Consider the following 20,476-nt stretch of genomic DNA (forward strand, 5'->3'; position numbering starts at 1 on the left):
GGTTCTAACTCCGGCGGACCCGGAGACCGATGAAGGCCAGGCCCAGGCCGAGCCCGATGAGGATCAGGCCGCTGCCCAGCGGGAGGATCCGCAGGACGGGCTCGGTGGGGTCCTCGGCGTGGGTGACGGTCCGGTGCACGGGCTGGAGCGGTGGCGCGGACGGCGTGACGGCCGCTTCCTGTGACGGTGACGCGGAGTCGGCGGGCGTCGGAACGGCCGAAGCGCCGTCCTCGTCCGCCGCCGGCTCGGCCGCCTCCTCGTCGGCACCGCCGTTTTCGTCCTCCTCGGCGCTCGGCTGAGCCGTCCGCCCCGGCCGTTCCCGCCCTGCACCGGCCTGGCTTCCGGCGCGCGAGGGCTCGGCGGAGGGGTGAGCGGGTCCGAGAGCGGGGGCCTGATCGTGGTGGTCGGCACCCGAAGCGGGCCTCGGAGCGGAGGCCGAGGGAGAAGCAGGGGCATGGGCGGCGCCGGACGCGGGCGCACCGCCAGTGCCTTCCGTCCCGTACGCCGGAACACCCCCGTACGGATTCACCGTCGCGCCCGTGCCCAGCACAAGCAGCAGTCCCGTGGTGCGCAGCCATGGAGTCACGGGACAAGCGTCACATCGGGCGGGTTTCCCGGCATTCCAGGTTCGGGCAAACGGTGGATCACCTTACGAGGGGGGCACCACGGTGGTGAGGTGTACGGGTGCGAGAGAATGGCGGCATGGAGATGCCGAGGAACGAAAGGTCACCGGAGAAGCCTCAGATCCTGGTCGTGGGCCAGGACGGGATGGCGCTCGGTGGCACCGGGGACGAGGACTCCCGCGAGATCCCGGTGACGGAGATGGTGGAACAGCCCGCCAAGGTCATGCGGATCGGCAGCATGATCAAGCAGCTCCTGGAGGAGGTGCGTGCCGCCCCCCTCGACGAGGCGAGCCGGGTGCGGCTCAAGGAGATCCACGCCAGCTCGGTGAAGGAGCTGGAGGACGGTCTGGCGCCGGAGCTGGTCGAGGAGCTGGAGCGGCTCTCGCTGCCCTTCACGGACACGGCGATCCCGAGCGACGCGGAACTCCGTATCGCGCAGGCGCAGTTGGTGGGCTGGCTGGAGGGACTCTTCCACGGGATCCAGACCACGCTGTTCGCCCAGCAGATGGCCGCGCGGGCGCAGCTGGAGCAGATGCGCCGGGCGCTGCCGCCGGGTGTCGGTGACGGCGGCGAGGAGGGCCAGCCGGGCGGGGGCCGGGTGGGCGGCCCGTACCTGTAGACACCCCCACATGTTCAAAGGGCCCGGCAGCGACCGCTGCCGGGCCTTTCCGCGTCACGGGGTCAGGACGGGTTGCCCGTCGAGACGCCCAGCTGGATCTGGGGCATGTCCTTGGGGTCCACGTCCGTGTCGGCCGCCGGGAACTGGTCCATGACCGTGCCCTGGCCGTAGGTGTTCTCGTCCTCGTACTTGATCTTCACCTTCCAGCCCGCGGCCTGGAGGCAGGACTTGACCGACGAGATGTACTTGAACTGGAAGTCCGGGACCTGGATCTTGGTGGAGTCGTTGTACGACTCCTCCGGCTCCGTGCACGCGGTCGTCTCGATCGTCTTCGAGGTGTCGCCGTCGCGGTGGCCCTCCACGGCCGTCACCGAACTGCTCGCGCTGGAGCCGCCGCTGCCGCCCCGGTCGTCCGAGCTGCTGCCGGCGTTCGCCAGGGCCGCGATCAGCGAGCCGATCGCGATGAGGGCGACGACGATCGCGCCGATGACGACCGGCTTGTTGCTTCGGCCGCCTCCCCCGGGAGCGGGCGTCGGGTGCTGCGGGTTCAGGTTGTACGGCGGCGGGGTCGAGATGCCCTGCTGCCCGAACCCGACCGAGGCCGGCGTCTGATAGCCCGGCTGCTGCGGATAGCCGTAGGCGGGCGAGGGCGGCGTGGGCGCCGGAGTGCCGTGGTGGTACGGGCCCGGGTGGTACGGCGTCTGTACGGGGCCGGGTGCCGGGGCGGCCTGGTCGACCGGCGGGAACACCGCGGAACCGACGCCGGAGCCGCTCTGCGCGGGCGCGCCCGGCACGATGCTCGGGGCCGCCGCGTGCAGCGAGGACGCCACGCGCAGACACTCCTCGCGCATGGACTCGGCGTTCGGGAAGCGCTCGTTCGGGTTCTTCTTCAGCGCGCGGGCGACCAGCGCGTCCACGGCCGGCGGCAGCGAACGGTTGATCGAGGAGGGGGCGACCGGCTCCTCCTGGACATGCGCGTACGCGATGGCCAGCGGCGAGTCCGCGTCGAACGGGAGCCGCCCGGTGACCAGTTGGAACAGCATGATGCCGACCGAGTACAGGTCGCTGCGCGCGTCCACGCCCCGGCCGAGCGCCTGCTCCGGGGAGAGGTACTGCGGGGTGCCGACGACCATGCCGGTCTGCGTCATCGAGGTGACCCCGGACTGCATGGCGCGGGCGATGCCGAAGTCCATGACCTTCACGACACCGCGCTTGGTCATCATCACGTTGCCCGGCTTGATGTCCCGGTGGACCAGGCCCATCTCGTGGCTGATGTCCAGCGCCGCCAGCACGTCCGCGGTGATCTTCAGCGCCTTGTCGGCGGGCATCGCGCCGAACTGCCGTACGTCCTCGTCGAGTACGGAACCCAGCGGGCGGCCCTCGACGTACTCCATGACGATGTACGGCATCGTCGAGCCGTCGAGCGCGTCCTCGCCGGTGTCGAAGACGGAGACGATGTTGGTGTGCGTGAGCTTGGCCACGGCCTGGGCCTCGCGGCGGAAGCGCTCGCGGAAGGCCTGCTCACGGCCGAGCTCGGTGTGGAGTGTCTTGATCGCGACCTGGCGGTCGAGCACCGAGTCGTAGGCGAGGTGCACCGAGGCCATGCCGCCCTCGCCGAGCAGGTCGCGCAGCTGGTACCGGCCACCCGCCAGCGCGCGGCCCGTGTACCGGCCGTGTGGGCCGTCCTGGCTCATGTTCCGTGTCCCCCATCGGCGCCGGCTCAGTGATCGAATGTGCCATTCCCGGCCAAGTCTGCCGGAGGGCACTGACACGTCAAGCGCGGTGCCCGTTCCGTGACCGTACGCGAAAGAAGAGTCGTGGAAGCGTTACAGGTGCTGTACCGGCGGTACACAGAATTTGCACGACGGCGCGTGGTACCGATTTGATGGCCGGTCCGTCTCAGGACGATTCCGGCACTGATCCCGGAACGGCGGCTTGCGCCGAGCCTGTAGCGTGGCCGACGGAGACCGTGACAACACCGCGCGCACCGCGGGCAGAAACGACGGCGAGGACTGATGGCACAGCAGCACGCTCAGGGCCCGTCCGACCCCGAGGCGGCTGGCGGCGGAATGTCGGACGCACCGGAACTGTGGGGCAACGGCGGACTGGTCGGCGACGGCCGGTACCGGCTCACCCACAGACTGGGCCGGGGCGGTATGGCCGAGGTCTTCGCGGCCGAGGACGTCCGGCTCGGGCGCACGGTCGCGGTCAAACTGCTCCGCTCCGACCTCGCCGAGGACCCGACCTCCAAGGCCCGCTTCACGCGTGAGGCGCAGTCGGTGGCCGGGCTCAACCACCACGCGATCGTCGCCGTGTACGACTCCGGCGAGGACACGGTGTCCACGGGCGGCTACGGCGCGGGCGGCGCCCAGTCCGTGCCCTACATCGTCATGGAGATCGTCGAGGGGCGCACGATCCGCGACCTGCTCCTCAACGCCGAGGCGCCCGGGCCCGAGCAGGCCCTGATCATCGTCTCCGGCGTCCTGGAGGCGCTCGCCTACTCGCACCAGCACGGCATCGTGCACCGCGACATCAAGCCCGCGAACGTGATCATCACGCACAACGGCGCCGTCAAGGTCATGGACTTCGGCATCGCGCGCGCCCTGCACGGGGCGTCCACGACGATGACGCAGACCGGCATGGTCATGGGCACGCCCCAGTACCTCTCCCCGGAGCAGGCGCTCGGCAAGGCCGTCGACCACCGCTCCGACCTGTACGCGACGGGCTGCCTCCTCTACGAACTCCTCGCGCTGCGGCCCCCGTTCACCGGCGAGACCCCGCTGTCGGTGGTCTACCAGCACGTCCAGGACATCCCCGTCCCGCCGTCCCAGACGTCGAACGGCGTGTGCCCGCCGGAGCTCGACGGCCTCGTCATGCGCTCGCTCGCCAAGGACCCGGACGACCGTTTCCAGACGGCCGAGGAGATGCGCGGGCTGGTCCAGTACGGCCTTCAGATGCTCTACGACCAGGGCGGCCACACCGGCACCTGGAACACCGGCCCGGTGACGGTGGCCAACGCGCAGGGGACCCCGCCGGGAGGCTTCGCCGGCACGGCGATGATGCCGCAGGACGCCTCCGGCACCGCGCAGATCCCGCAGCCGATCCTGCCGGGCGGCTACGGCAACGGCGACGACGGCGGCTTCGAGGGGCACGGCAACCACGGCAGCGGCCGGGGCAAGCTGTGGATCCTCGCCGTGCTCGCGGTGATCGCCATCGCGGCGGGCGTGGCGCTGGCCATGAACAACACCGGTAACGGCACCGGCGGTTCGGGCACCTCGCAGTCGCCCACGACCTCGCAGTCCGCGACCGACGACACGTCCAGCGAGACGCCGAGCGACGAGGCGTCGGCCACGCCCTCGGACACGGAGACGGACGACAGCGGCACGAGTTCAGGCTCGGGCTACACACCGTCGAGCACGCCCTCGTACACGCCGTCGGAGACGGCCACCGAGAAGCCGTCGAGCACCCCGACCCCGTCCGCCACGGAGCCGTCGGACACCCCGACCGAGAGCACCTCGGCGGATCCGACGGACTCGGGCGACCCCGGTGCCGACGGCGGTACCGGCACCGTCGCCGGCGCCCTCGGCGGCGGCTGACCTCCCCGCACGTCGACACGCGCGCGTGGGCCCCGTAAACAGGGGTCCACGCGCGCGTGCCGTTTTCCGCGGTCCTAGGGGGCGTACTCCGTGAAGGCCCCGCACACCGCGTCGTACTCCCGCGTCCACCACACGGCGAGCGCGGAGGCCGCCGGGAACTGGGGGTCCGCGCGGGTGTCGCCGCGTTCGTAGTGCCAGCGCAGCATCCAGAAGTCGTTGAGCCGCTCCCACCACACCCGGTGCACGGCGGCGGCGAGTTCGGAGGGCGTGGCCCGCGCGGCCCGCCGGTACGCGTGCGCGTACGCCCGCACCTTCGGCAGGTCGAGCGTCCCGTCGGGCCGTACGAAGAAGATCGCGGCGGCGCGTACGGCCTCCTCGGCGCGGGGCTGGACGCCGAGGCGGTCCCAGTCGACGATCGCGGCGGGGGCGTCGCCCTTGTAGAGCAGGTTGAACGGGTGGAAGTCGCCGTGCACCCACCCCACGGACGCCCCGCGCGGTGGCCGCCGGTCCGCGTGCCGCTCCAGCAGCTCCCGCCGTTCCAGCAGCCGGTGCCGGGCCAGTTCGTCGAAGGCGTCGGCGGGCCGGTGCCTGCGGACGTGCCCGAGCAGGTCGTCGATGAGGGCGAAGGTGTCGGCGGGGTCGGCGCCCGGCAGGCACTCCGCGCGCTGTCCCGGCATCACCTGCTCCAGGCTCGCGTGGACGACCCCCAGCAGCGCGCCGAGGCGGCCGCACTGGACGGTGGTCAGCTGGCCGCCGTGGCGGTGGCGGCCGTCGATCCAGGGGTGCAGGGCGTAGGCGTGACCGCCCACGACGGCGACCGTGCGGCCGTCGCGGTCGGGCAGCGGCGGGGCGACGGGGACGCCGAGGTCGGCGAGGCGCCGGGTCGCGGCGTGCTGGCGGGCGATCGCCGCCGGGTCCGCGGTCTCGGGGTCGAAGTGGTGCTTGAGGAAGTAGCGGCCCCGGGTGGTGCGGAGCCGGTAGCCGCGGTTCAGGAGGCCCTGCTCGACGGGTTCGCAGGCGACGGCGGACCCGGCCGCGTACTGGCTCAGGAGGGCGCTCAGCGGGGGCGCGTGGGGCACGGGGGGTGGTACACGTAAGGGCGGCACGCGGCCGATGCTAGAGCACGGAGCGAGCCTGTGAGCTGCGGTTTGTCACAGAAAGTCACCGGTCGGTCGTCGATGGTCGCTTTCGGTCACAGGGTGGGCCCGAAGCGCCGTTCCAGGCCGCCGTCCACCGGGTGCACGGTGCCGAGCCGCGGCTCGATGCGCAGGTACACCATCGCGTCCCGGGCCGGGCCGAAACGTTCGATCTGGTCGGCCGTCGGCTCGTACGGCTCGCACGTGCCGATCACCTGCACGGACCACAGCTCCTCGCCCGGTTCGGCCGAGTCCAGGTTGTCGGCCCCGTAGGCGACGACGCTGCCCACGCACGCGTGGTGGTGGCCGTGGCTCCTGGGCATGCGCAGCAGCAGCCGGCCGTCCTGGACGATGTGGCCGGCCAGGGCGAGGAAGGGCAGCGCCCGCAAGGTGGTCGCCACCCTGCCGTGGTCGGTGCGGGCGAGCAGGGCCATGGCCGGCTGTGCGTCCTCGGGCATGTGACCACTGTCGGCGGATCCGGCCTCCCGGGGGAGAGGTCTTTGGTCCCTAATCGCGCCGCCGCTCGGCCTGTCTGCGCGCCACGTAGGCCGCCGCCTGCGAGCGCCGCTCCATACCGAGTTTGGAAAGCAGACTCGACACGTAGTTCTTGATGGTCTTCTCCGCGAGGTGCAGCCGCTCGCCGATCGCCCTGTTGGTGAGCCCCTCCCCGATCAGGTCGAGGATCCTGCGCTCCTGGTCGGTGAGCGCGTCGAATCCGTCGTCAGGCTCGGCGCCGCCGTTGCGCAGCCGCTCCAGGACCCGGGCGGTCGCCACCGGGTCCAGCAGCGACCTCCCGGCCGCGACGTCCCGTACGGCACTCAGCAGTTCGTTCCCCCGGATGGCCTTCAGCACGTATCCGGAGGCACCCGCCATGATCGCGTCGAACAGGGCCTCGTCGTCCGCGTACGAGGTCAGCATCAGGCACTTGACCGAGTCGTCCCGCGCGCGGATCTCCCTGCACACCTCGACCCCGCTGCCGTCCGGGAGCCGTACGTCGAGAATCGCCACGTCGGGGCGCACGGCCGGGATCCGCGCCAGGGCGTCCGCCGCCGTGCCGGCCTCGCCGACCACCTCGATGTCGTCCTCCACGGAGAGCAACTCGTGGACACCTCTGCGTACCACTTCATGGTCATCGAGGAGAAAAACACTGATTTTTCCGTCTTCGCGCACGCCGCAAGTCTCACACGCGGCCTCTTCCCGTGCCCGAGGTGACCGGGATAACGTGCCGTTGTTCCGGCCCCCTGCAAGGCTGTGACCAGGACTTGTTCCCGACTTTGCCGATTTACTTGGAAATCCAAGCAAAATCGCAGGTCAGGAGGGGTTTCACAGAATTGTGGAGCACTGGGTAACGTGCCTGTTGCAGGGCGCTCGCCGGGGCACCTGTCACGCCTGCTCCCGACGAACCGCACCCACCCTGTGCGTCCGTGGGGCGCAGGTGAGCCGCACTGGCACCCGGCGAACCCGGGGAGCCGGACCGACGGAGGAGCACACGTTGACCGTGGAGAGCACTGCCACGCGCAAGCCGCGACGCAGCGCCGGAAGCAAGGCCAAGGGCGCCGACCCGGACCTCGTCCAGCTGCTGACGCCCGAGGGCAAGCGAGTCAAGAACGCGAAGACCGCCCCGTACGACAAGTACGTCGCCGGCATCACCCCCGATGAGCTCCGCGGCCTGTACCGCGACATGGTGCTCACCCGCCGCTTCGACGCCGAGGCCACCGCCCTCCAGCGCCAGGGCGAGCTGGGCCTGTGGGCCTCGCTGCTCGGCCAGGAGGCCGCCCAGATCGGCTCCGGACGGGCCACCCGCGAGGACGACTACGTCTTCCCGACCTACCGCGAGCACGGCGTCGCCTGGTGCCGCGGGGTCGACCCGACCAACCTGCTGGGCATGTTCCGGGGCGTCAACCACGGCGGCTGGGACCCCACCGTCAACAACTTCCACCTGTACACGATCGTCATCGGCTCGCAGACCCTGCACGCCACCGGCTACGCGATGGGCGTGACCATGGACGGCGCCGACAGCGCCGTCGTCGCGTACTTCGGGGACGGCGCCTCCAGCCAGGGCGACGTCGCCGAATCGTTCACCTTCTCGGCGGTGTACAACGCCCCGGTCGTGTTCTTCTGCCAGAACAACCAGTGGGCCATCTCCGAGCCCACCGAGAAGCAGACCCGCGTCCCGCTCTACCAGCGCGCGCAGGGCTACGGCTTCCCGGGCGTCCGCGTCGACGGCAACGACGTCCTGGCCTGCCTCGCGGTCACCAAGTGGGCGCTGGAGCGGGCCCGCAGCGGCGAGGGCCCCACGCTCGTCGAGGCGTACACGTACCGCATGGGCGCCCACACCACCTCTGACGACCCGACGAAGTACCGGGCCGACGAGGAGCGCGAGTCGTGGGAGGCGAAGGACCCGATCCTGCGGCTGCGCCGGTATCTGGAAGCCTCAAACCACGCGGACGAGGGATTTTTCGCGGAACTCGAAGCCGAATCCGAGGCGTTGGGCAGGCGAGTGCGCGAAGCGGTCCGTGCCATGCCGGACCCGGACCGGTTCGCACTCTTCGAGCACGTGTACGCGGACGGGCACGCGCTCGTCGACGAGGAGAGGGCCCAGTTCGCCGCCTACCAGGCGTCGTTCGCGGACGAAGAAGGGGGTAAGTGACATGGCGGACACCGTGACAACCAAGAACCTGCCGCTGGCCAAGGCGATCAACGAATCGCTGCGCGCCGCCCTGGAGTCCGACCCCAAGGTCCTCATCATGGGCGAGGACGTCGGCAAGCTCGGCGGCGTCTTCCGCGTCACGGACGGCCTCCAGAAGGACTTCGGCGAGAGCAGGGTGGTAGACACACCCCTCGCCGAATCCGGGATCGTAGGCACCGCCATCGGCCTCGCCCTCCGCGGCTACCGCCCGGTCGTGGAGATCCAGTTCGACGGCTTCGTCTTCCCGGCCTACGACCAGATCGTCACCCAGCTCGCCAAGATGCACGCCCGCTCCCTGGGCAAGGTCAAGCTCCCGATCGTCGTCCGCATCCCCTACGGCGGCGGGATCGGCGCGGTCGAACACCACTCGGAGTCCCCCGAGGCCCTGTTCGCCCACGTGGCAGGCCTGAAGATCGTCAGCCCGTCGAACGCGTCGGACGCCTACTGGATGATGCAGCAGGCCATCCAGAGCGACGACCCGGTGATCTTCTTCGAGCCGAAGCGGCGCTACTGGGACAAGGGCGAGGTCAACACCGAGTCGATCCCCGGCCCCCTCCACAAGGCCCGCGTGGTCCGTGAGGGCACGGACCTGACCCTCGCCGCCTACGGCCCCATGGTGAAGCTCTGCCAGGAGGTCGCCGACGCGGCGGCCGAGGAAGGCAAGTCGCTGGAGATCCTGGACCTGCGCTCGGTGTCCCCGCTGGACTTCGACGCGATCCAGGCCTCGGTCGAGAAGACCCGCCGCCTGGTCGTGGTCCACGAGGCGCCGGTGTTCTTCGGCTCCGGCGCCGAGATCGCGGCCCGCATCACCGAGCGCTGCTTCTACCACCTGGAGGCGCCGGTCCTCAGGGTCGGCGGCTATCACGCCCCGTACCCGCCGGCCCGCCTGGAGGAGGAGTACCTGCCGAGCCTGGACCGGGTGCTCGACGCCGTCGACCGCGCTCTGGCGTACTGAGGAGAGGGTCGTGACGACGATGACTGAAGCTGAAGCGCCCGTGCGCGAGTTCAAGATGCCGGACGTGGGCGAGGGCCTCACCGAGGCCGAGATCCTCAAGTGGTACGTCCAGCCCGGCGACACCGTCACCGACGGCCAGGTCGTCTGCGAGGTCGAGACGGCCAAGGCGGCGGTGGAACTCCCCATCCCCTACGACGGCGTGGTCCACGAACTCCGCTTCCCCGAGGGGACGACGGTGGCGGTGGGCACGAGCATCATCGCGGTGGCGGTCGCGGGTTCCTCGGCCGAGGCTCCGCCCGAGCCGAAGCCGAAGCCGAAGCCGGAGCCGGTGGAGGAGGCGAAGCCGGCCGCCCGCACACCGGTCCTGGTCGGCTACGGCGTCTCCACGTCGGCCACGAAGCGCCGCCCCCGCAAGGGCGCGGAGATCCCGGCCCAGGAGGCGTCGGCCGCCGTACAGGGGGAGCTGAACGGCCACGCGGGGATCGCTGTCGTAGAGCGACGTCCCCTCGCGAAGCCGCCGGTGCGCAAGCTGGCGAAGGACCTGGGCGTCGACCTGGCGACGGTCACCCCGTCGGGCCCGGACGGCATCATCACCCGCGAGGACGTGCACGCGGCGGTGGCACCGGTAGCTGCGGCGGAACCGGTGCAGGCGCCGACGCCGGCCCCCCTTTCGCCTGCCCCCGTGACGTACGACACGACCCGGGAGACCCGCATCCCGGTCAAGGGCGTCCGCAAGGCGACGGCTGCGGCGATGGTCGGCTCGGCGTTCACGGCACCGCATGTCACGGAGTTCGTGACGGTGGACGTGACACGCACGATGAAGCTGGTGGAGGAACTCAAGCAGGACAAGGAGATGCAGGGCCGACGGGTGAACCCGTTGCTCCTGATCGCCAAGGCCCTGCTGGTCGCGATCAAGCGCAACCCGGACGTCAACGCGTCCTGGGACGACGCCGCGCAGGAGATCGTCCTCAAGCACTACGTCAACCTGGGCATCGCGGCGGCGACCCCGCGCGGCCTGATCGTGCCGAACATCAAGGACGCCCACGCGAAGACGCTGCCGCAACTGGCGGATTCCCTGGGCGAGTTGGTGTCGACGGCGAGGGACGGCAAGACGTCCCCCGCGGCGATGCAGGGCGGCACGGTGACCATCACCAACGTCGGCGTCTTCGGCATCGACACCGGCACCCCGATCCTCAACCCCGGAGAGTCGGCGATCCTCGCGATCGGCACGATCAAGCTCCAACCGTGGGTCCACAAGGGCAAGGTGAAGCCCCGCCAGGTCACGACCCTGGCCCTGTCCTTCGACCACCGCCTGGTGGACGGGGAGTTGGGCTCGAAGGTGCTGGCGGACGTGGCGGCGATTCTGGAGCAGCCGAAGAGGTTGATTACCTGGGGGTAGGGGGGCGGGGGCCGCGCGTCTCTTTGGGTGGGGGTGCGCGGCTCCCACTTCTCCCTGTTCCCCGTCTGCTTCAGTCCTCACCGACCTGGATGAGTACGGCGAAGCGGTGGCCGTCGGCGCCGACGACCAGGTTGTCGAAGGTGCAGGCGGACATGGCGCTCCAACTGTGTTCGTCGCCGTTGGACCACCACAGAGCGTCGGGCCCGAGGAGTTCCACCACGAGGCCCGCAACCCTATCGGCCTCGGGGCGTTCCATGAACGTGAACTGGGGCCACACGAGGCACTGCGATGCGAGACGGCCCATCATCGCTGCGGCGTTCTCCGGGGCGATGGGCTCCAACAACGCTTCGACCCGCTCGACGGGTGCCGGACCATCCGGATCACTGGCGTGCTGCTGCCAGTCCTTCCGGTGCAACTGCCCTATGAGGATGTGCGTTTCAGCGGCGATAGCGGCCAGGACACCCTTCGCACCGCCGCTTGTCGGAGACAGCCGCCCCGACCGGACGTACACGCGCGGTGTGTGCGCCAGCCCCTTCAGCAGCACCGACAACTCGTCTCTGTCCCGAGCCACTTGGACTCCTTTCTTACGCGGAGGGCCCATAGTCGGCGCGCGGCACGGTCAGCCGGTCGGCGACCAGTGCGAGCCAGCCGCTCGGTGAGTACGGCGGCGGGTCGACCTCCATGCCCAACTCGGCCACGGCGAGGGCGTAGTCGGACTCGTCGAGGTCCAGGGCGAGGAGTTCGTACAGCTCGCCGACGAGGTGGGCGGCCAACTGCGGGTCGGTCGAGGCCCGGTAGTCGTCGGTCGCCGCGTCGTGGTCGTCGAACTCGTCCGGCATGTCCTGCGAGAACCACCCGCCGAGGAACTGACCGAGTTCCGGGAAGCGGGCGTGCCATTCCCAGTGGGTGGCGGGAGTGGCCGGAGGCGGGACCTCGCCCTCCTCGACGCTGTGCTTGATGTGGTCGGCGAGGCAGTACAGCCACTGTTGGAGGTCGGATTCGGGGAGGCCGACGTCCGGGATCGCGTAGAACTCGCCGAGGCGCAGGCGGAGTCGACCCGGGGGGTTGTCGGCGTACTCGCGGAGTTGGCGTTCGGCAACGGCGAGGGCCCAGGGGCGGCTGTGCCACGTGTGGCGGAGGTAGGCGACCAGCGCGTCGCTCGGCTTGTCCGGGGTGTCGTCGGCCGGCTGACCGGCGTAGGCGCGGATGACCTGGTCCAACTCGCCGTAGCGGCGGTCGTGTTCGAGGGGGCTCAGGGGCACGGTGGTCAGCCTCTACGGATCGGGTCGCTACAGGTAGACGGGGAACGTGGCGTGTACGACGAAGCCGTGCGGCCGGGACGCGTCCCGCTTCAGGATCACCCGGGCCGCGCGGACGTCCACCGGGTCCCGTCCGGCCAGCATCATCGCCTGGAGGAGGACCCGTCCGATTGGTTCGGGGCGGGAGGGCCAGGATGCCTCGATGGTGAGACGCGGGCGCGTGGACTGGGCCAGCCATCGATGGATGACCTGTTCGTTGGTGGTCACGACCTGCTGAGTCGCCCACTGGGCGGTCTCGCGGTCAGGATAAGTGGAACTGCGGGTACGCATGAGTGGATCGCTTTCAGTCCTCGAAGAAGGCCCAGAAGACTCCCACTTCAGAGCCTGAGACGACAATCACACCACAGTCGGTGGTGAAGTTGGAAAGGCAATTCCATTCGGAATCTGGGTTCAGGAGATCCGCGTTCGGGTTTTCCCGGGCTTGTGCCACGTTGGTGTAGTAAGTGGCTTCCGGGCCAAACCTGGAGAGGATCTCCTCAGAGTAGGCGAAAAGTCGCTCCCTGCGGTTCTCGAAATCCGGAATATTGCAGGCCTGGTAGTGCTCACCCTGTAGAGCGATGAGCAGTTGTGAAGCGGACAGTTCCCCTACCGTATAGAGAAGTGATTCGAATTCATCGAGAGACCAGTCAACAAGGAACGGTTCGTCTGGACCCGCCTCACCGCCTGGCCCCTGTGGCGCAAGATTGATGGATCTCCACTTTCGCGGATCGTTCACCTTGAGTGCCATGACGGACAATACATCGCGACGCCAGTCGTCATTTTTTCGGGGGCCTGCTGCCGCGAAGGTCCAACCCCCGCCGAAAAGCTCCAGCAGAGCCGCTTCCCAAGAAGCGGAATCGGTCACCTGTCGTCCCTCCATGGGTCATTGGTGTACGTCAGCGAGCTGCTTACGGCCCTCATGGCTGAACTTTGTCGCTCGGCATCGAAGTGAGGACGACGTATGGTGGATGGCCGCCAGGGCGGGGTTTCAAGGTCACATTGACGATATCCGAGTCGTGGGCGGAAGCGTCGCCTCGGGTCCAGGTCCTGCCCACGACGTTGTTGAACTCGAGTCCCACGGTTCGCTTGGAGGAGTTCGGATTCGGGTTGCCAGCCAGCCAGTTGGCGACCTTCTGCTGGTTGCTGGGGTCATCGAGGACGGCCTGCGTGTAACGCTGGGCCGACGCCAGGTCGGCGAAAGTCGATGTGGCGATCGGTGCGACCGTACCGTCCGGCCGTACCGTCACCTGGTCGCGAAGCCTCTGCTCCAATTGTGCGTCCGTCTTCCCCACATGCTTGTCGATGACGTGCGAACCTGCCAGGCCCTCCTGATTGGCGAGATCGACGGGGAAGCGGTGCTTGGATTCGTCATCTCCCGGAACCGTGTAGAGAGGGTCACCTTTGAAATCTGTCAATGCCCGCGCGCCGAATGCCTCGGCTCTGGCCGTCTCGGCATGGAAGGTCGGTGCGCTCGTGTATGCCTCGTCAAGGGCCGGCAGTAGCGTATTGATTTCGCTGACCTGTCGGTGAATTCGGTTGTTGTAGGCCGACACGGCGTCGTTCAGGGCGCCTTCGTCGATGTTCAGCACGATCCCGACCGAGACGTCCGCGACCAAGCCCTTTCCGGCTTCCCACAGCCCTTTCACCAGGCTTTTGGCATCCGTGATGTCCAGATCTCTGGGATCGAGTTGCTTGACACTGTCGACAACGGCTTGGCGGTAGAGCCGGTGCAGATCGTCCCGGACGTCCTCGGCGGCCTTCGCGACGTTGTAGATCGCATCCACCATGGCGTCGCACGTGTCGAAGAGAACAGCGAAGACGGGGTGGCTGGTTCCTCTCTTCTTCGCGTCGTCGTTGGACCAGTCGTAACCTTCCCTGTTCTTGCCCCAGGCGGATGTCCCCCACAGCGTGCTGCAGAACGACCGCATCGCGTTGTACCAGTCCTGATCGGTCTGATCGGTGATGCTGCCGACGAGGCCTGTCAGCGTCCCATCCACCATGCCGAGCGTGGTCTGCGGCATTCGCCAAGCCTGGGAGATCGAGTACAGGCGCAGGTGATTGGGCAGCGGGAGGATCGTTGCTGCTTTGCCCCAACGGCACTCGTGCTCCAGCAGGGGACGCATGACAGCCAGGACGACGGCTTCCAGACCTTCGAGGGCCTCCTGCATCAAGTCCTGGCCGGCATCGATGTCCCCCCACTTGAAATCGGTGACCGGACCGTACGTGGGGGCTTTGTCGATGACATGCGGGTTCGGCCGATGCGTCGGCTGTCCTGTCGGCGAAGGGTGGGTGGCTGCGTCGGCCGCCGCGTAGTTGTTGGCAGTGGATGTGAAGCCGACAGCGGCTCCCCCCACGCTCACCACTGACTTCGCCCAGACCTCCAGGAAGCGCTCGGCGACTTTCAGGTAGGCGGTCGTGAAGTCCTTCATCGCTGTACCCCTCCCGCCGCCGTCCGGGTACCGAGCCAGTTCGTCGAGGAACGACTTGATGCCACGGTCAAGAGGGTCCTGCTGGTCCGCTATGCCCGTTGAGACGCCGTACAGGATGGTCGGAGTGACATCGATCTTCCCGTTTCCCAGAGGCGTCGGGGTACTCATCAGGCCGCCCCCCAACCCCGCAGCACCGCCCGATGCGCCGCCGAGTAATTCGCATGCCCTGTGGTGACGTACGCGTGCAGCCACCTCTGTGCCGCCTGCAGATCCTGCGCCGAGCGGTCCCACTCGTCGAGCTTCTGGACGAAGACCTCGCGGGCCTCGCCCTTCCAGGACAGGACGACCGGTTCGGCGCGGTCGTAGAGGTCGTCGAGTTTGGTGTTGAGCTGCTTGAGGATGTCCTCCAACTCGGTGGCGAGGTCGTGGAGGGTGGCGAAGGAGACGGTTATGTGGTCGTCGTCGGCGGAAGCCCCGGTCGACATGATCTGGGCTTGATCCGCTTTGACGGACATCCGAGATCAGGGGTTCAGCCCCGAGAGGATGTCCATCATGGAGAGCATGGGGAAGAAGAAGCCTCGCCCTCGTCGCTCGTTCACGCCGGAGTTCAAGGCGGAGATCGTCGAGCTGTGCCGACGCGGTGACCGCTCGGTCGGTCAGATCGCCAAGGACTTCGATCTGACCGAGACCGCGGTGCGTGACTGGGTGAAGCAGGCCGAGGTCGATGCGGGCGAGCGGGACGGCCTGACCAGCAGTGAACGCGAGGAGCTGGCCGCGTTGCGGCGGGAGAACCGCCGTCTGCGTGAGGACGTCGAGGTCCTCAAGCGTGCGACGGCTTTCTTCGCGAAGGAGACCCGGTGACGGTGCACCCGTTCATCGAGGCGGAGAAGCGCGCAGGTCACAGCGTCAAACGAGCGTGTGAGCTGCTGAAGGTCTCCCGGACCGCCTTCTATGCCCGGCGCGCTGCCAAGCCTGGTCCCCGCGCGGTCCGTGACGCCGAGCTGGCGGAACAGATCGCCGACGTCCACACGAGATCGCGGGGAACCTACGGCGCCCCGCGCGTCCATGCGGTGCTCAAGCGGGCAGGCGCCGGATGTGGCCGCCGACGTGTCGCGCGGCTGATGCGGGCTGCCGGCCTGGAGGGCCGACACCGCAGACGACGACACCTGACGACGATTCCTGATCCACGGGCTGCTCTTCGGCCCGATCTCGTCGTCCGGGACTTCCAGCCCGACCCCGCCGACTTGAATGCCCGGTGGTGCGGCGACATCACCTACATCGCCACGGAGGAGGGCTGGCTCTATCTGGCCATCGTCATCGACATCGCCTCACGTCGCGTGGTCGGCTGGGCGACGGCCGACCACCTGCGGACCGATCTGGTCGCCGATGCCCTCACGGCCGCCTGCCGGAAGCGCCGTCCCACCCGGCCGGTGATCTTTCACTCGGATCGCGGCTGTCAGTACACCAGCCAGCAATTCGCCACACTGGCGCACCAGTTGGGCGTGCGCCTGTCGGTCGGCCGCACCGGACAGTGCTGGGACAACGCGCTCGCCGAGTCGTTCTTCGCCACCATCAAGAGGGAGTTGCTCACCACGAGCTCCTGGCCCAGCAGAGCCGCGGCCCGAACCGCGATCTTCGATTTCATCGAGGGCTGGTACAACTTGCACCGGCTCCACAGCAGCCTCGGCTACCGCAGTCCCGCTGAGTATGAGACCGCACTCGCAGCCTGACCACCACACCGATGGTGTCCGTCAAAGCGGAACAAGCTCAGATCCCCCTGGATATCGGTTCCGTTGGCAACTACGGCTGGGTGACGGGTACTTGGCTGCTCGGTTCAGAAGGAGTCGAGGCTGCTGCGGGGTGCAGTCGGCGTATCGCCGCCCGTCGCCTCCGCGTTGGGCGTGGACAGCTTGTCGACCTCGCCGGCGACGTTCACCTGGATCTTCCGCATCTGCTCCAGCACCTCGATGTCGTGCGCGGAGAAGCCGTCCTGGCTCATCCGCACCGCCTGCTCCAGCAGCTTCATCACTTCGCGGATGCGTACGGCGTCCTCGGTCGCCGCGCGGTGGAACTCGCGGTACGCCGTTGCCGCGGGGCCGCGCCAGCCGGCCTCGATGCGGTCGACGATCGCGTCCATGCGTCTGACCTGCTTGTTGAGGTGGTCCTGCATGTCGTCGAGGTCACCGGCGAGCTTGGTGAGGTCGGAGGACGTCACACGCAGGTCGGGGCCGCCGCCTTGGTTCGTACCGGTTCCGGGCACTGCCATGCCGTATCCCCGCCCCCGTCGCGTCGGCATCACACGTCACTTGCTGTTGCAATAATCCTACGGTTCGCAGTGGCCCCGGAGCGAGGGTGTTAAGCCGCCGTACTGCCCACCATGAGGATCTTGACAGCGATGGTGGTGCCGTCTGTCTCGTACGTGGCTCGGTAGATGCCGACGCGTAAGCGCCGGAGGCTGGTGCCACCGAGTTTGCTGCTTGCCTCCGGCTCCGGATTGCCGGCGAGGGCGTTGATCGCCTTGACCAGAGGCTTCACCGCATCGCCGTCACGGGCTCGGAGCCGCTTGAGACCTTCGGAAGCAGCCCGCTCCCAGATGATCGTGTAGCTCAAGGTGCTTCCGCTCCTGGGACGAGGGCGTTGATCTCGGCCTGACTGGCCGTTGGGCCGCCTGCGGCACGCGCATACAGGGATACGGCGACATCCGCGAAGTCGATTGCTTCCGCGCGGGCGTTCTCGTCCGTTGCCGAGTCGGCGAGAGCCTGGGTCCACCAGTGGTTGAGAAACGCCTCGAAGCCGCCGGAGTCGGACAGTGTGCCCAGTTCCGTGTAGAAGTCGGCGCGGTGGTCGAGTCGTAGGACCGCTCCGATGCCGTCGACGGTTCGGTGGACGACCTCACCTGTGAACCCGGTGGCTTCCCGAGCCTCGCCCACTGCGTCCTGCCACTTGCCCGCCACGTGCGTCTCCTCTCGCCGAGCGGCCAAGATATCGCCGCGGCACCTTCGGAGACGGGTCAGGAAGTTACGCATCGCGGCTCCCTGTGATGTTCAGTTCCGCCCAGACGGTCTTGCCGACCGTGAGCCTCTCCACGGCCCAACGGCTCGCGACCGCGCGGACGATGAGCAGGCCGCGGCCGAACTGGTCGTCGGGGGTGGAGGTTTGGGGCCACGGGAGTCGCTCGCCCCTCGGGTCGGTGACCGCCACGCGCAGGGCGCTGCCGGTGAGGGACGTCTCCACGCGGAACAGGCGGTCGCGCAGGCTTCCGTGCAGTAATGCGTTCGTGCACAACTCGCTTGCCAGCAGGGCCGCGTCGGCGGCGGAGTGGGGGTGTCCCCAGGTGGTGGTGAGGTGGGCGACGTGTCTGCGGGCGCGGGGGATGTTGCTCGGGTACGGGGTGTAGGTGACGGCGTCGTAGTGGTCGTAGGCCTTGGGGGGGACCGGGAGTAGGGCAGGAATCGGTCACGGGTACGCACCTCCTTGTGCGATGTGGGGGCCAGGTGGGGTGGCTCTGCCGTGGGTAGCACGGTGCACTTCCGCCAACTGGTGCCGCTGGGTGGCGTGTTGTGCACTGACGGTAGCGGTGCGAGGAGTTGGCCAGCAAGTATGAGGCCATAAATTTCTACTCGAACTTGCTTGCCCTCCGTATGGTGACCACACAGACTGTGACCAACTCGGCGGGAGGGAAGGCGACATGGCAGGTAGGAACCCTGATCGCGGTGTGTCCGTGTCGACCGTGCTGGCGCGGCGGCTGGGCGGTGAGCTGCTGCGTATGCGTGAGGTGCGCGGGTTGCGTCAGGCGCATGCGGCCGAAGCGTTGTCGGCGTCCGTGGCCAAGGTCGCGAAGATGGAGCGCGGGCTGGTGCCGATCCGGGATCCGGACATCCGCGCGCTCTGTCACCTGTACGGCGAGACGGCCGAGCCGGTGATCGGACGACTGCTGACCCTCGCGAGGACGGACCGTGAGAGACGCAAGGCCCGTGGTTGGTGGAACCAGTACCCGCAGCTCTCCGCGATGGTCGAGTACGTGGCGCTGGAAGACATCGCCACCAGCATGCGCACCTGGGAACTCGCCTTTGTCCCCGGCCTGTTGCAGACACCGGACTACGCCCGGGCAGTGGCCGTGGGCGCGGGTTCGTGGGAGGACCCGGACGAGATCGAACCCTTTGTGGAGGCCAGGCTGGCTCGTCAGGCTCGACTGCGGTCGGAGCGCCCACTGGAGTTGTGGGCCGTGGTGCACGAGGGCGCGCTACGCCAACTCGTGGGCGGGCGGGCCGTGATGAGGGAACAGCTGGGGCAGCTGCTGGACCTGGCGCGGACGGACACGGTGAAATTGCAGGTGGTGCCATTTCTGGCAGGCGCCAACCCGGGCATGATCGGGGCGTTCAGCATCGTCTCGTTCGCTGAACCCGGCGCCCTGGACGTCGTACATATGGACGTACCCTCTTCTACGCTCTGGTTGGAGAGCGAGGAAGACGCAGCCCGGCACAGTCGGATCTTCGATCGCATCGCGCGAGTGGGGCTGGCGGAGCGCAACGCTCTCGACCTGATCGAAGCCATTCGCAAGGAGATGTAGATCCGGTGACCGAGTTCGTGTTCGTCAAGTCCAGCTACAGCGGCGGAGACGCCGGACAGCAGTGCGTCGAAGTCGCCCGCAACGTGCCCGGCACGGTGGCCGTTCGTGACTCGAAGGACGTGGACGGGCCGATACTCCGGCTCACCTCCACCGCATGGGCCGCATTCGCCAAGGAACTGTGAACCGTGCCCGCTTTCGAGTTCGGCAAGTCCAGCTACAGCGGCGGGAATGCCGGTCAGGAATGCGTCGAGGTTGCCCGCAACGTGTCCGGAACGGTTGCCGTCCGCGACTCCAAGGCCCCCCACGGGCCGATACTCCAGGTCGCTCCCTCGGCCTGGGCCGCGTTCGCGGCGCACGTGGGTTTCGCCTAGGTCTTCTCCCACATCCCCGAGTGCGCTTCCCTCAGGTGCTCGGTGAACGCGCTGACGACGACCGGGAAGAAGTCGGTGAACCGTTCGCCGGCCGAGCCCCCTCCCATTCCGGCCCCGCTGAAGAACGCGTCCAACTGATCCTCGGAATGGAACACGGCCAGCGCCTCCGCGCACTCGGCGATCAGTCCCGGCAGCTGCCACGGGCACCAGGGGTGGGTGTCCGAGACGACCAGGCGGAGGCCCTCCTCCAACGTGGCGTCCTGCATGTCGTCGTCCACGGCGAGTCCGTCCTGGCCGAAGTAGTTCACCAGGAACTGACTCAACCGGGGGAAGCGCAGGGCGAGTTCATGGGTGGTCAGTGGTGTTCCGAAGAGCGTTTCCCGGTCGAACGGCGCCTTCCAGCACTCCACATACGCGGCCACCGCCCGGTAGACCTCGGGTGTGCGGGCCACCGACTCGGCCCTCGGGAAGTTCGTGAGGGAAGGGTGTCCGCCGGCCGGATCGTGCGCGAACAGGTCGGCCGCCAGGTGGAGTTGCGCCGCGATCTCGTACAGGTTCCGGCCACCCTCCTCCGACGCGTTCCACAGTCCCCGGATGACCGGGAACAGGTCCTGCCGCCACTCCTCGGCGTCGTCGGGGATGGGTTTGCCGTAGTCCCTGTACTGCTTCAGCAGAGTTCGAGCGCCCTCAAGCGCGAAGTACTGTGCCAGCTCCCGGCGGTGCGACGACATCGCCGACTCAACTCCCCACGTGACGGTCGTATGGGAAAGCCGTACGACAAGCCGCCGTAC

Annotated in this window: 26 protein-coding genes; 10 read left to right on the forward strand and 16 right to left on the reverse strand. The window is 68.5% G+C overall.

Annotated features, from left to right (window positions below):
• Positions 1–4: 4 nt before the first annotated feature.
• Positions 5–586 carry a hypothetical protein gene (locus ACQHII_RS24760; RefSeq protein WP_427921352.1) on the reverse strand — a complete coding sequence of 194 codons (582 nt, stop codon included), beginning with the start codon at positions 584–586 and terminating at the stop codon, positions 5–7.
• Positions 587–702: 116 nt separating this feature from the next.
• Here ACQHII_RS24760 and ACQHII_RS24765 point away from each other — a divergent pair, with 116 nt between their 5' ends.
• Positions 703–1,242, forward strand: a complete 540-nt coding sequence (locus ACQHII_RS24765) for a bacterial proteasome activator family protein (protein WP_019073519.1) — start codon at positions 703–705, stop codon at positions 1,240–1,242.
• 62 nt (positions 1,243–1,304) lie between these two features.
• Here ACQHII_RS24765 and ACQHII_RS24770 read toward each other — a convergent pair whose 3' ends face one another.
• Complete coding sequence (locus ACQHII_RS24770) at positions 1,305–2,936, reverse strand: protein kinase domain-containing protein (RefSeq protein ID WP_427921353.1); 1,632 nt, start codon at positions 2,934–2,936, stop codon at positions 1,305–1,307.
• 321 nt (positions 2,937–3,257) lie between these two features.
• On the opposite strand from ACQHII_RS24770, the gene ACQHII_RS24775 reads away from it, so the two are divergent.
• Entirely contained in the window at positions 3,258–4,838 is a 1,581-nt protein-coding gene (locus ACQHII_RS24775) for a protein kinase domain-containing protein (RefSeq protein WP_427921354.1), read from the forward strand.
• Between the two features lie 74 nt (positions 4,839–4,912).
• Here ACQHII_RS24775 and ACQHII_RS24780 read toward each other — a convergent pair whose 3' ends face one another.
• From ACQHII_RS24780 to ACQHII_RS24790, 3 genes are all read right to left on the reverse strand, one after another.
• Positions 4,913–5,917, reverse strand: a complete 1,005-nt coding sequence (locus tag ACQHII_RS24780; RefSeq protein WP_427921355.1) for a phosphotransferase — start codon at positions 5,915–5,917, stop codon at positions 4,913–4,915.
• A gap of 113 nt (positions 5,918–6,030) precedes the next feature.
• The gene (locus ACQHII_RS24785; protein ID WP_427921356.1) at positions 6,031–6,432 is read right to left on the reverse strand and encodes a pyridoxamine 5'-phosphate oxidase family protein; all 402 of its coding nucleotides are present in this window, start codon (positions 6,430–6,432) and stop codon (positions 6,031–6,033) included.
• Positions 6,433–6,481: 49 nt separating this feature from the next.
• Positions 6,482–7,144 carry a response regulator gene (locus ACQHII_RS24790; protein WP_427921357.1) on the reverse strand — a complete coding sequence of 221 codons (663 nt, stop codon included), beginning with the start codon at positions 7,142–7,144 and terminating at the stop codon, positions 6,482–6,484.
• Positions 7,145–7,466: 322 nt separating this feature from the next.
• Between ACQHII_RS24790 and pdhA the strand changes: the two genes are divergently transcribed.
• The 3 genes from pdhA to ACQHII_RS24805 are packed head-to-tail and all read left to right on the forward strand — an operon-like array spanning position 7,467 to position 11,017.
• On the forward strand, positions 7,467–8,624 hold the full coding sequence (gene pdhA, locus ACQHII_RS24795) for a pyruvate dehydrogenase (acetyl-transferring) E1 component subunit alpha (RefSeq protein ID WP_427921358.1): 1,158 nt from the start codon (positions 7,467–7,469) through the stop codon (positions 8,622–8,624).
• Between the two features lies 1 nt (position 8,625).
• On the forward strand, positions 8,626–9,618 hold the full coding sequence (locus ACQHII_RS24800) for an alpha-ketoacid dehydrogenase subunit beta (RefSeq protein ID WP_427921359.1): 993 nt from the start codon (positions 8,626–8,628) through the stop codon (positions 9,616–9,618).
• 10 nt (positions 9,619–9,628) lie between these two features.
• On the forward strand, positions 9,629–11,017 hold the full coding sequence (locus ACQHII_RS24805; protein WP_427921360.1) for a dihydrolipoamide acetyltransferase family protein: 1,389 nt from the start codon (positions 9,629–9,631) through the stop codon (positions 11,015–11,017).
• A gap of 70 nt (positions 11,018–11,087) precedes the next feature.
• Here ACQHII_RS24805 and ACQHII_RS24810 read toward each other — a convergent pair whose 3' ends face one another.
• From ACQHII_RS24810 to ACQHII_RS24835, 6 genes are read right to left on the reverse strand one after another with little or no spacing between them, the layout of a single operon-like run.
• The gene (locus ACQHII_RS24810; protein WP_427921361.1) at positions 11,088–11,588 is read right to left on the reverse strand and encodes a hypothetical protein; all 501 of its coding nucleotides are present in this window, start codon (positions 11,586–11,588) and stop codon (positions 11,088–11,090) included.
• Positions 11,589–11,601: 13 nt separating this feature from the next.
• Complete coding sequence (locus ACQHII_RS24815; RefSeq protein ID WP_427921362.1) at positions 11,602–12,279, reverse strand: contact-dependent growth inhibition system immunity protein; 678 nt, start codon at positions 12,277–12,279, stop codon at positions 11,602–11,604.
• 27 nt (positions 12,280–12,306) lie between these two features.
• Positions 12,307–12,606, reverse strand: coding sequence for an RNase A-like domain-containing protein (locus ACQHII_RS24820; protein WP_427921363.1), 300 nt, complete (start codon positions 12,604–12,606; stop codon positions 12,307–12,309).
• Between the two features lie 13 nt (positions 12,607–12,619).
• A complete protein-coding gene (locus tag ACQHII_RS24825; RefSeq protein WP_427921364.1) occupies positions 12,620–13,180 on the reverse strand; it encodes a hypothetical protein in 561 nt (186 codons plus the stop codon).
• A 52-nt stretch (positions 13,181–13,232) separates the two neighbouring features.
• Positions 13,233–14,912, reverse strand: coding sequence for an RNase A-like domain-containing protein (locus ACQHII_RS24830; RefSeq protein WP_427921365.1), 1,680 nt, complete (start codon positions 14,910–14,912; stop codon positions 13,233–13,235).
• Complete coding sequence (locus ACQHII_RS24835; protein WP_427921366.1) at positions 14,912–15,229, reverse strand: WXG100 family type VII secretion target; 318 nt, start codon at positions 15,227–15,229, stop codon at positions 14,912–14,914. Before ACQHII_RS24835 ends, ACQHII_RS24830 begins: the two co-directional genes overlap by 1 nt.
• A 67-nt stretch (positions 15,230–15,296) precedes the next feature.
• On the opposite strand from ACQHII_RS24835, the gene ACQHII_RS24840 reads away from it, so the two are divergent.
• The gene (locus tag ACQHII_RS24840) at positions 15,297–15,605 is read left to right on the forward strand and encodes an IS3 family transposase (protein ID WP_046584010.1); all 309 of its coding nucleotides are present in this window, start codon (positions 15,297–15,299) and stop codon (positions 15,603–15,605) included.
• Positions 15,602–16,474: an IS3 family transposase gene (locus ACQHII_RS24845; RefSeq protein WP_427919556.1), complete on the forward strand. Its 873-nt coding sequence runs from the start codon at positions 15,602–15,604 to the stop codon at positions 16,472–16,474. Before ACQHII_RS24840 ends, ACQHII_RS24845 begins: the two co-directional genes overlap by 4 nt.
• 104 nt (positions 16,475–16,578) lie before the next feature.
• On the opposite strand, the gene ACQHII_RS24850 is transcribed toward ACQHII_RS24845, so the two are convergent.
• The 4 genes from ACQHII_RS24850 to ACQHII_RS24865 all read right to left on the reverse strand — a co-directional run bounded on the left by ACQHII_RS24850 (position 16,579) and on the right by ACQHII_RS24865 (position 18,197).
• On the reverse strand, positions 16,579–17,010 hold the full coding sequence (locus ACQHII_RS24850; protein WP_427921367.1) for a WXG100 family type VII secretion target: 432 nt from the start codon (positions 17,008–17,010) through the stop codon (positions 16,579–16,581).
• A gap of 89 nt (positions 17,011–17,099) precedes the next feature.
• The gene (locus ACQHII_RS24855; RefSeq protein ID WP_427921368.1) at positions 17,100–17,354 is read right to left on the reverse strand and encodes a type II toxin-antitoxin system RelE family toxin; all 255 of its coding nucleotides are present in this window, start codon (positions 17,352–17,354) and stop codon (positions 17,100–17,102) included.
• The gene (locus ACQHII_RS24860) at positions 17,351–17,698 is read right to left on the reverse strand and encodes a hypothetical protein (RefSeq protein ID WP_427921369.1); all 348 of its coding nucleotides are present in this window, start codon (positions 17,696–17,698) and stop codon (positions 17,351–17,353) included. The genes ACQHII_RS24855 and ACQHII_RS24860 overlap by 4 nt, the downstream gene beginning before the upstream one ends.
• Before the next feature lie 64 nt (positions 17,699–17,762).
• Positions 17,763–18,197 carry an ATP-binding protein gene (locus ACQHII_RS24865; RefSeq protein WP_427925403.1) on the reverse strand — a complete coding sequence of 145 codons (435 nt, stop codon included), beginning with the start codon at positions 18,195–18,197 and terminating at the stop codon, positions 17,763–17,765.
• Between the two features lie 235 nt (positions 18,198–18,432).
• Between ACQHII_RS24865 and ACQHII_RS24870 the strand changes: the two genes are divergently transcribed.
• From ACQHII_RS24870 to ACQHII_RS24880, 3 genes are read left to right on the forward strand one after another with little or no spacing between them, the layout of a single operon-like run.
• Positions 18,433–19,314: a helix-turn-helix domain-containing protein gene (locus tag ACQHII_RS24870; RefSeq protein WP_427921370.1), complete on the forward strand. Its 882-nt coding sequence runs from the start codon at positions 18,433–18,435 to the stop codon at positions 19,312–19,314.
• Between the two features lie 5 nt (positions 19,315–19,319).
• The gene (locus ACQHII_RS24875; RefSeq protein ID WP_427921371.1) at positions 19,320–19,496 is read left to right on the forward strand and encodes a DUF397 domain-containing protein; all 177 of its coding nucleotides are present in this window, start codon (positions 19,320–19,322) and stop codon (positions 19,494–19,496) included.
• Between the two features lie 3 nt (positions 19,497–19,499).
• Entirely contained in the window at positions 19,500–19,685 is a 186-nt protein-coding gene (locus ACQHII_RS24880) for a DUF397 domain-containing protein (protein WP_427921372.1), read from the forward strand.
• Here the strand turns inward: ACQHII_RS24880 and ACQHII_RS24885 are convergent.
• Positions 19,682–20,416 carry a hypothetical protein gene (locus ACQHII_RS24885; RefSeq protein ID WP_427921373.1) on the reverse strand — a complete coding sequence of 245 codons (735 nt, stop codon included), beginning with the start codon at positions 20,414–20,416 and terminating at the stop codon, positions 19,682–19,684. The two genes, ACQHII_RS24880 and ACQHII_RS24885, sit on opposite strands and share 4 nt — an antisense overlap.
• Positions 20,417–20,476 lie beyond the last annotated feature (60 nt).

This window comes from Streptomyces sp. cg40, assembly GCF_050320165.1.
Lineage (GTDB): Bacteria > Actinomycetota > Actinomycetes > Streptomycetales > Streptomycetaceae > Streptomyces > Streptomyces hokutonensis.